Below are 6,712 nucleotides of genomic sequence, written 5' to 3'. Positions count from 1 at the left end.
GCTCATACCGGCGCGCCTCTCACCCCCACCGCGACTCGGAAGAGCCGTGAAACCTCACGGGTTCCACAGGAAATGCCCGAACAACAGCCGGTCGAGTGCATCCACGGCCAGCACCAGGGCAGTGCCACCCACCACGATCCCGGTGAACGTGAGCACGGAGCGTCGCCGTACTCCGGCCCCCAATGCTCCCAGTGCGATCAGGAACGTGGCGGGATCAAAACCCGCCAGACCAGCTGCGGCACTGGCCGGCAGGAAGGAGGTCACGCGGACTCAGGGGCGAACCAGGGGGAGACCTGCCCCAACCAGGCCAAGGAGTCCTGCTGGGGTTGAATTCACACCGGGGTGCGGTGCCCACCGGTCTGGGAGAAACTGGTCACCAGGGAGGTGGGGGCGGCCACGGACGGCTTGAATTTGTTCAAAGCATCCACGGCGGGCTGGTCCTGACCGGCGGCAAAAGCCCACAGGCCGATGTCAGGCTTCTGCTCCTGAGCCACCTTGTCCAGCTGGTACTTGGGATCCTTGGGATCGTCCTGCAGCTGGTCCTTGGAGTATTCGGGGGCAAAATACCCGGCCAGGGAAATGCCCCAGCCGTACTGGTCCGGGTGGCGCATGGAAACCATGGCTGAGCACCAACCGCCGGCACTGTAACCGGTGGTGGCCCAGGCTTTGCGGTCGCTGATGGTGCGCAAATTGGTGGTGATCCAGCTGCGCAGGTCCGTGGTGATCCAGGTTTCCCACTGTCCGGACTTGCCATCCACGCACTCGGTGTCAGCGTTGTTGGGGAACACCTGGGGGAAGACCATGATGGGGGCCTGCATGGCGTTGTTCTTCACGTTGTGCATGACCAGTTCATTGATCTTCATCTCATCCCGGTAGGTGCTGGTGGATCCCGGCACTCCGGGGAACCCCACCACCACCGGATAGGAACGGTCCGGTGTTTCCACGTATTTGGGGGGCAACCCACACCAGAGCATCCACTGTCAGTTGGGTTTTGCTGCCTGAGGTGGGGGAGATCTTCACGGACAACCACTGCCCGGAATCATCCTGGGAATTCACGGTCCCCAGTGCCGGGTTGGATTGGGGATTGCGCTGGAGATTGGTCAGATTCCCTCCGGTCTTTTCCTGGAAATTGGCGCTTTGGGCCAGCGTTGCCCCGTAATCATTGGAGGTGATGTGGCCGATGTCGTTGTTGGCCCACAGATCACCCCACGCCCCGTACCAGTTGTTGTCCCAGTTCAGGTACAGGAAGACGGTGGACAGGGCCAGGAACATCACCAGCATCAGCACCACAGCTTGCTCCAGGTACTTGCGAATGCCGGGACCACGTCTGCGGGGCAGCACCAGCAATGCCACCAGGAGAAACACCCCAAACAGCACCGCAGAGGTGATCAGAATTGGCAACCCGGTGATGGTGAACATGAGGTCCTAGATGTCTGGGGGGCTGGATGGTCCCGGAGTGAAAGCAAGCAGCGGCCCGGCACGTTTGCCGATCGGCCCCCAAAATTATGTACCCAGTTTGCCGGGGTTGGTTGACGCTCGGCAACAAACCAGGCACCTCCAGGTACTACGGAGCACTTGATCTGCGAACTTCCGAAAAGCGTCCCGGGTTTTCTCGGTTTCCGCGGATAGGACAATATTGACCAGTGTTTGTGAACCCACAAACACCTGCTTGGGCATCAAGGCACCCTGATCGGAAGGACTCCCGTGCCACTTGCGTCCCGACCCAAATCCCCAGGTGGGTACGACCCTGCGGGGGAACGCCTGGCGCGTGTTCTGACATGGGTCCGGACCCTTGCCGCCGTGGTGGCCGTCGCGCTGTGGATCCTGCGCATCACAGGACCCCTGACCGTGGTGCCGGTGATTGTGTTCGAAGCTCTCAACATTCCGGTCACACCGTCCCTGGTGTCCGTGATCCTGGTGGCCCTGGTGGCTGCCGCCCTGATGCGACGCATGCGCCTGGCTCTGGTGGCTGTGATGGTCTTCAGCGTGTTCGGCACGACCGTGTCCTTGCTGATCCTGACGGACAACTGGATCTGGAACGCCAGTACCCACGGCATGTTCCCGTACGCCGTGCACATGATCATTGAGGCCACCGGCATTGTGGTGGGTGGTCTGACCCTGGTGGCAGCCGTCCGCTCCCGGAAGGCCTTCCCCGCGCGCACAAGACCCGGGGCCATCTGGGTGGCTGCCGTGATCGGTACGGCAGGGTTGGCCGTGGCGCTGGTGCTCACACAGGCCTTGGCCGTGGCCACCACACAAGCCGGATGGACGCAGTTCAACGAGCTGGGGCGGGTCTTCTGGGCGGCCATGGGGTCACATCAGGGCGGGTGGCGCCACATCGACGCCGTCCCACCTTGGGTGCAGGAGATCATTGCCATCTTGTTGGCCCTGGTACTGGTGATCACCGTATGGACTCTGTTGCGTGCAGGCCGACGTTCTGCGCAGTGGACCGGTGACGGTGAGATCAAGCTCCGTGAACTGCTGGCCGGGCACGGAGATCTGGACTCCTTGGGATGGTTTGCCACCCGCCGGGACAAGGAGGCTGTGTTTTCCCCGGACGGGCGTGCCGCGGTGACGTTTCGGACCATCGGCTGAGCCTGGCCTCAGGGGACCCTGTGGGTGATCCTGCTGCGTGGCCCCATGCCATTGCCGAGTGGAAGGCCCACGCCCGGACCTACGGATACCTGCTGGGCGTGGTTTCAGCCAGTGAAGCCGGAGCACGCGCTTACGCCAACCGGGACGCCGAAGGTGCGGGTCTGGCGGTGGCCTCTATGGGGGATGAAGCCGTGCTGCACGCGGACCGTTTCACCCTGGGTTCAACGGACATGACGGAAGTGCGCCGGGCCGTGCGGCGTGCTCGCCGGGATGGCTTGACAGCCACCGTGGAGCACCATCGGGACCTGGAATCTGGCGAACTGGCGCACCTTGGTGTGTTGGCGGACCGCTGGCGTGGCGGGGAACCTGACCGTGGGTTCTCCATGGCGCTGAACAGGTGGGGAGACCCGGAGGATGGGCGCTGCGTCGTCGTCGTGGCCCGTGATGCCGGTGGGGTTGTTGTCCTTTGTGCCGTGGGGGCGGCGCGGGCTGTCTCTGGACGTGATGCGGCGCAGCCCGCAGGCCCCCAACGGAGTTTCCGAGTTCATGATATCGGAGCTCATGCGCCAGGCCGAGCAGCTGGGCGTGTCCAAGGTGTCCCTGAACTTTGCCATGTTCCGCAGTGTGTTTGCGGATGCGGACCGCCTGGGTGCCGGGGTGATGACCCGGTTCAACTCCGGGCTGCTGGGGTGGGTGGACTGGTTCTTCCAGATGGAGAAGCTCTACCGGTTCAATGACAAGTTCCGCCCGGACTGGGTGCCCCGTTATGCCGTGTACGAGAACCTGTTGACACTGCCCTGCGTGGCGCTGGCTGCGGGTGTGGCCGAAGGATTCGTGCCGAGCCTGTGGCCGGCCGGAGCCCGTGGCGTCCACGGCCATGACGGCCACCGGCTCACAGCGCAGCAGCAGGAACAAGTGCGCCTGATCGAGCAGCGTGCCCTGGACCCACAGGCTGACCACGAGCTGCTGAACGAACTCGGACCCCGCCGCACCCCGGAGGAGCTGCACCGCAGGGAGCACGCCCAGGCGCTGGCCCAGGCCGGTGCGCCGCCGTGGCCGGTGGGTCTGTTGGAGGTCCAACCGTTGTCCGTGGCGCAGGACGCGCTGGGGGGTCCGGGCAGGCAGTTGCGGTTTTCCGGCCGTGTTCGCAGCCGCCGTGATCACGGCGGGGTCCAGTTCCTGACGTTGACCGAGGCCGGTCAGCAACTCCAGGTGGTCATGGAGCGTGAGGCCATGGGGGAGCACCACTTCAACCTGCTCACCCACGCCCTGGATCTGGGGGACATTGTTGTGGTGGACGGCGTGGTGGGGCATTCCCGCAACGGCACGCCGTCAGTGATGGCTCACGGCGTGACCGTGGCCGCAAAGTCCCTGCGACCCGTCCCGTTCACCGGCTTTGAGGACCCCGAATCCCGGTTGCGGCACCGCTCCATGGATCTGGTGGTCCACCCGGACCGGCTCGAGTTGCTGCATCAACGCACCACCGTGATTCAAACCGTGCGCCAGTTCCCGCTGGATGCCGGACTGCGGGAGGTGGAGACCCCTGTGCTCAACACGGTGCACGGTGGGGCGTCGGTCCGCCCGTTCCGCACCTGGATCAACGCCTACGGCATGGGCCTGAGCTTGCGGATCGCGCCCGAGCTCTACCTCAAGTGACTCCTGGTGGGTGGTTACGGGCCGTTGTTCGAGGTGGCCCGCAACTTCCGCAACGAGGGTGCCGATGCCACCCTTAACCCCGAGTTCACGGCCCTGGAGGCCTACATTCCGTGGGCGGACTACACCACCATGCGGCATCTGACGGAGGCCATGGTCAAGGCCGCCGCCACCGCCCTCTACGGTCGCCCCGAACTGCCCCTGGTGGACGTTCACGCCTCCTCCGGACAGGCTTCTGCCGGACACGACGACGACGCCCCACGCACCATCGACATCTCCGGCACCTGGCGGGTGCGTACCGTCACAGAAGCTGTGTCCGAGGCCGTGGGGCAGGAAGTCTCCGTGGACACGGACATTGACGTTCTTCTGAACCTGGCCCGCCAGCACAACGTGCCCGTGGGCCCGGGCATGGGCGCCGGGGCCGTGCTGGAGGAGCTCTATGGGGAACTGGTGGAGCCCAACACCTTGGAACCCACCTTCTACTGTGACTTCCCGGAGGAAACCTCCCCGCTGACCGCTCCTCACCGCACCAAACCCGGGCTGGTGGAGCGCTGGGACCTGGTGGTGGGCGGCATGGAGCTCGGCACGGCCTATTCGGAGATGACCGACCCCGTGGAGCAGCGGCGCAGGATCACCCAACAGTCCCTCAAGGCAGCCGCGGGGGACCCGGAGGCCATGGAGATCGACCACGATTTCCTCAACGCCCTGGAACTCGGCATGCCACCCACAGGTGGTCTGGGGATCGGCTTGGATCGGTTGGTCATGGTGCTCACGGGCACCACCATTCGCGATGTCCTGGCCTTCCCGTTCGTGCGCCCGGAGCAACCCCGTAGCTGATGGCAACCCTGTAGCTGCAAGCAACCCTGCGGTTAAGAGCAATGGCGCAGCTGAGGGCAACGGCCCGCGGTTTGAGCTTCAACGGCTTGCGTGGGTGCTGTGTCTGACCCATAGACTGCCTAGCCGTGAGTCACGGAAAACGCAGGATCTCAGCAGCGGGGGCAGCAACTGCTCGTGCTGCCGGGCGCGCCGTGGCTCCCTTTTCTCACGCCGGGTATCCGCGGCTGGCCCTGGCCATGTTGGCCATGGTGTTGGGCCAGGGGACCTGGGCCGTCACCATCATTTTCCAAGTCATGGCCAACGACGGCGGCCCCGCCGCCCTGTCCGGTGTCACTGCTGTGGGCGCTGGTGGTCTGGTGGTGTTTGCCCTGGTGGGCGGGGTGGCAGCGGACAGTCTGCCACCACATCGTGTGCTCTTGGCGGTGTGCGCAACCAACACGGTGGTGGTCTGCCTGGTGACCTATCTCAGTGCCACCCAACAGTTGGCGCTGTGGCAGTTGGCGGCTGCCGCGTTCATCATTTTTGCCGGGGTGGGCATGTTCTACCCGTCCTATTCAGCCTCCCTGCCCCGGTTGTTGCCCGCGGAGAAACTGCTGGCCGCCAACGGGGTGGAAGGATCCGCGCGTCCCCTGCTGCAAACGGCTGCCGGGCCCGCCATGGCAGGCCTGTTGGTGGCCGCCTGGGGTCCATGGGCCGGATTCGCCGCCGTGGCACTGTGCGGGGTGTTCTCCGTGGCCGCCCTTCTGGGGCTCGAGGTGCCGTCCCTGGAGCAGGTGGAGAAACGGCGTCGAACTGAAGTTGCTGAAGCCGGGGAAGCTGCTGAGGCGGACAAGGCGCCCCACACCGATTCCACGGCACCGCCTGTTCACACCGGGCCCATCAACATCACGGGAATCGGCGTGGAGGTGGCCGGCTCCGGTGCTCCGGTGGAGCCTGCGGCAGCACCCCGGGGACCGTTCGCCAAGGTGGTGGCCGACCTGATGGAGGGTGTGCACTACACGGTGCGCACACCCTGGTTGCTGGGCACGTTGGTGTTTGCGGTGGTGGCCATCTTCTTCTTCCTGGGTCCTCTGGAAGTTCTGCTGCCGTTTGTGGTCCGGGACAATTTTGGGGCCGGTGAAGCGGAGTTCGGTTTCCTGCTGGCCGTCACCGGTGTCTCCTCCGCCATCGGAGCCATGATCACTGCCGGATTGTCCTACCCGCGGCGGTATCTGACGTTGATCGTGCTGGTCTGGGGTTTCGGCACCCTGCCGCTGGCGATCGTGGGCTACACCCACTCCTGGGCCGTCATGGTGGTCATCCTGGTGATTGTGGGCGCATCCGATGGCATCGGCCAGGTGCTGTGGGGGACCCTGCTGCAGCGGCGCGTTCCCGGCCGGATGTTGGGCCGGGTCTCCAGCTTGGACTTTTTTGTCTCCCTGTTGTTGCTGCCGGTCTCCATGGCCTTGGTCGGCCCCCTGGCCACGGTCATGCCCATCCCGGTCATTTTTGTGATCGCGGCCATAGTTCCAGCGGTCGCCGCCGTCATGGTGTGGTGGATTGCGGGCATGGCTAGGGATGAAGTGGACAATCCCCTGCGCAGCTGAGGACACTGGGGTTCCCCAAGTCACCAAAGCTAGGTACGTGA

5 protein-coding genes and 2 pseudogenes are annotated in these 6,712 nt (G+C 64.7%); 4 read left to right on the top strand and 3 right to left on the bottom strand.

From position 1 onward, the window contains the following. Nucleotides 1-54: 54 nt before the first annotated feature. The 3 genes from L979_RS04770 to L979_RS14455 form a co-directional block, all read right to left on the bottom strand. Nucleotides 55-264, bottom strand: a complete 210-nt coding sequence (locus L979_RS04770; protein WP_047689890.1) for a hypothetical protein — start codon at nucleotides 262-264, stop codon at nucleotides 55-57. Between the two features lie 68 nt (nucleotides 265-332). Then, on the bottom strand, nucleotides 333-944 hold the full coding sequence (locus L979_RS14460) for an esterase family protein (protein WP_197052072.1): 612 nt from the start codon (nucleotides 942-944) through the stop codon (nucleotides 333-335). Beyond that, on the bottom strand, nucleotides 865-1,419 hold the full coding sequence (locus L979_RS14455) for a hypothetical protein (protein ID WP_052209502.1): 555 nt from the start codon (nucleotides 1,417-1,419) through the stop codon (nucleotides 865-867). The genes L979_RS14460 and L979_RS14455 overlap by 80 nt, the downstream gene beginning before the upstream one ends. A 285-nt stretch (nucleotides 1,420-1,704) precedes the next feature. On the opposite strand from L979_RS14455, the gene L979_RS15820 reads away from it, so the two are divergent. The 4 genes and pseudogenes from L979_RS15820 (at nucleotide 1,705) to L979_RS04755 (ending at nucleotide 6,671) form a co-directional block, all read left to right on the top strand. Continuing rightward, nucleotides 1,705-2,595: a hypothetical protein gene (locus L979_RS15820; RefSeq protein WP_052209501.1), complete on the top strand. Its 891-nt coding sequence runs from the start codon at nucleotides 1,705-1,707 to the stop codon at nucleotides 2,593-2,595. Next, nucleotides 2,514-2,981, top strand: a pseudogene (locus L979_RS16670) (phosphatidylglycerol lysyltransferase domain-containing protein); the annotation flags it as partial. The gene L979_RS15820 and the pseudogene L979_RS16670, both read left to right, overlap by 82 nt. A gap of 28 nt (nucleotides 2,982-3,009) precedes the next feature. Further along, nucleotides 3,010-5,085 (top strand): annotated as a pseudogene (gene lysX, locus L979_RS16665) (bifunctional lysylphosphatidylglycerol synthetase/lysine--tRNA ligase LysX). 125 nt (nucleotides 5,086-5,210) lie between these two features. After that, a complete protein-coding gene (locus tag L979_RS04755) occupies nucleotides 5,211-6,671 on the top strand; it encodes an MFS transporter (protein WP_231559398.1) in 1,461 nt (486 codons plus the stop codon). Nucleotides 6,672-6,712 lie beyond the last annotated feature (41 nt).

This window comes from Kocuria sp. ZOR0020, from assembly GCF_000800955.1.
In the GTDB taxonomy this organism is placed as follows: domain Bacteria; phylum Actinomycetota; class Actinomycetes; order Actinomycetales; family Micrococcaceae; genus Kocuria; species Kocuria subflava.
The sequence above is the reverse complement of the archived record's forward strand: the minus strand, read 5'-3'. Positions and strand labels throughout refer to the sequence as shown.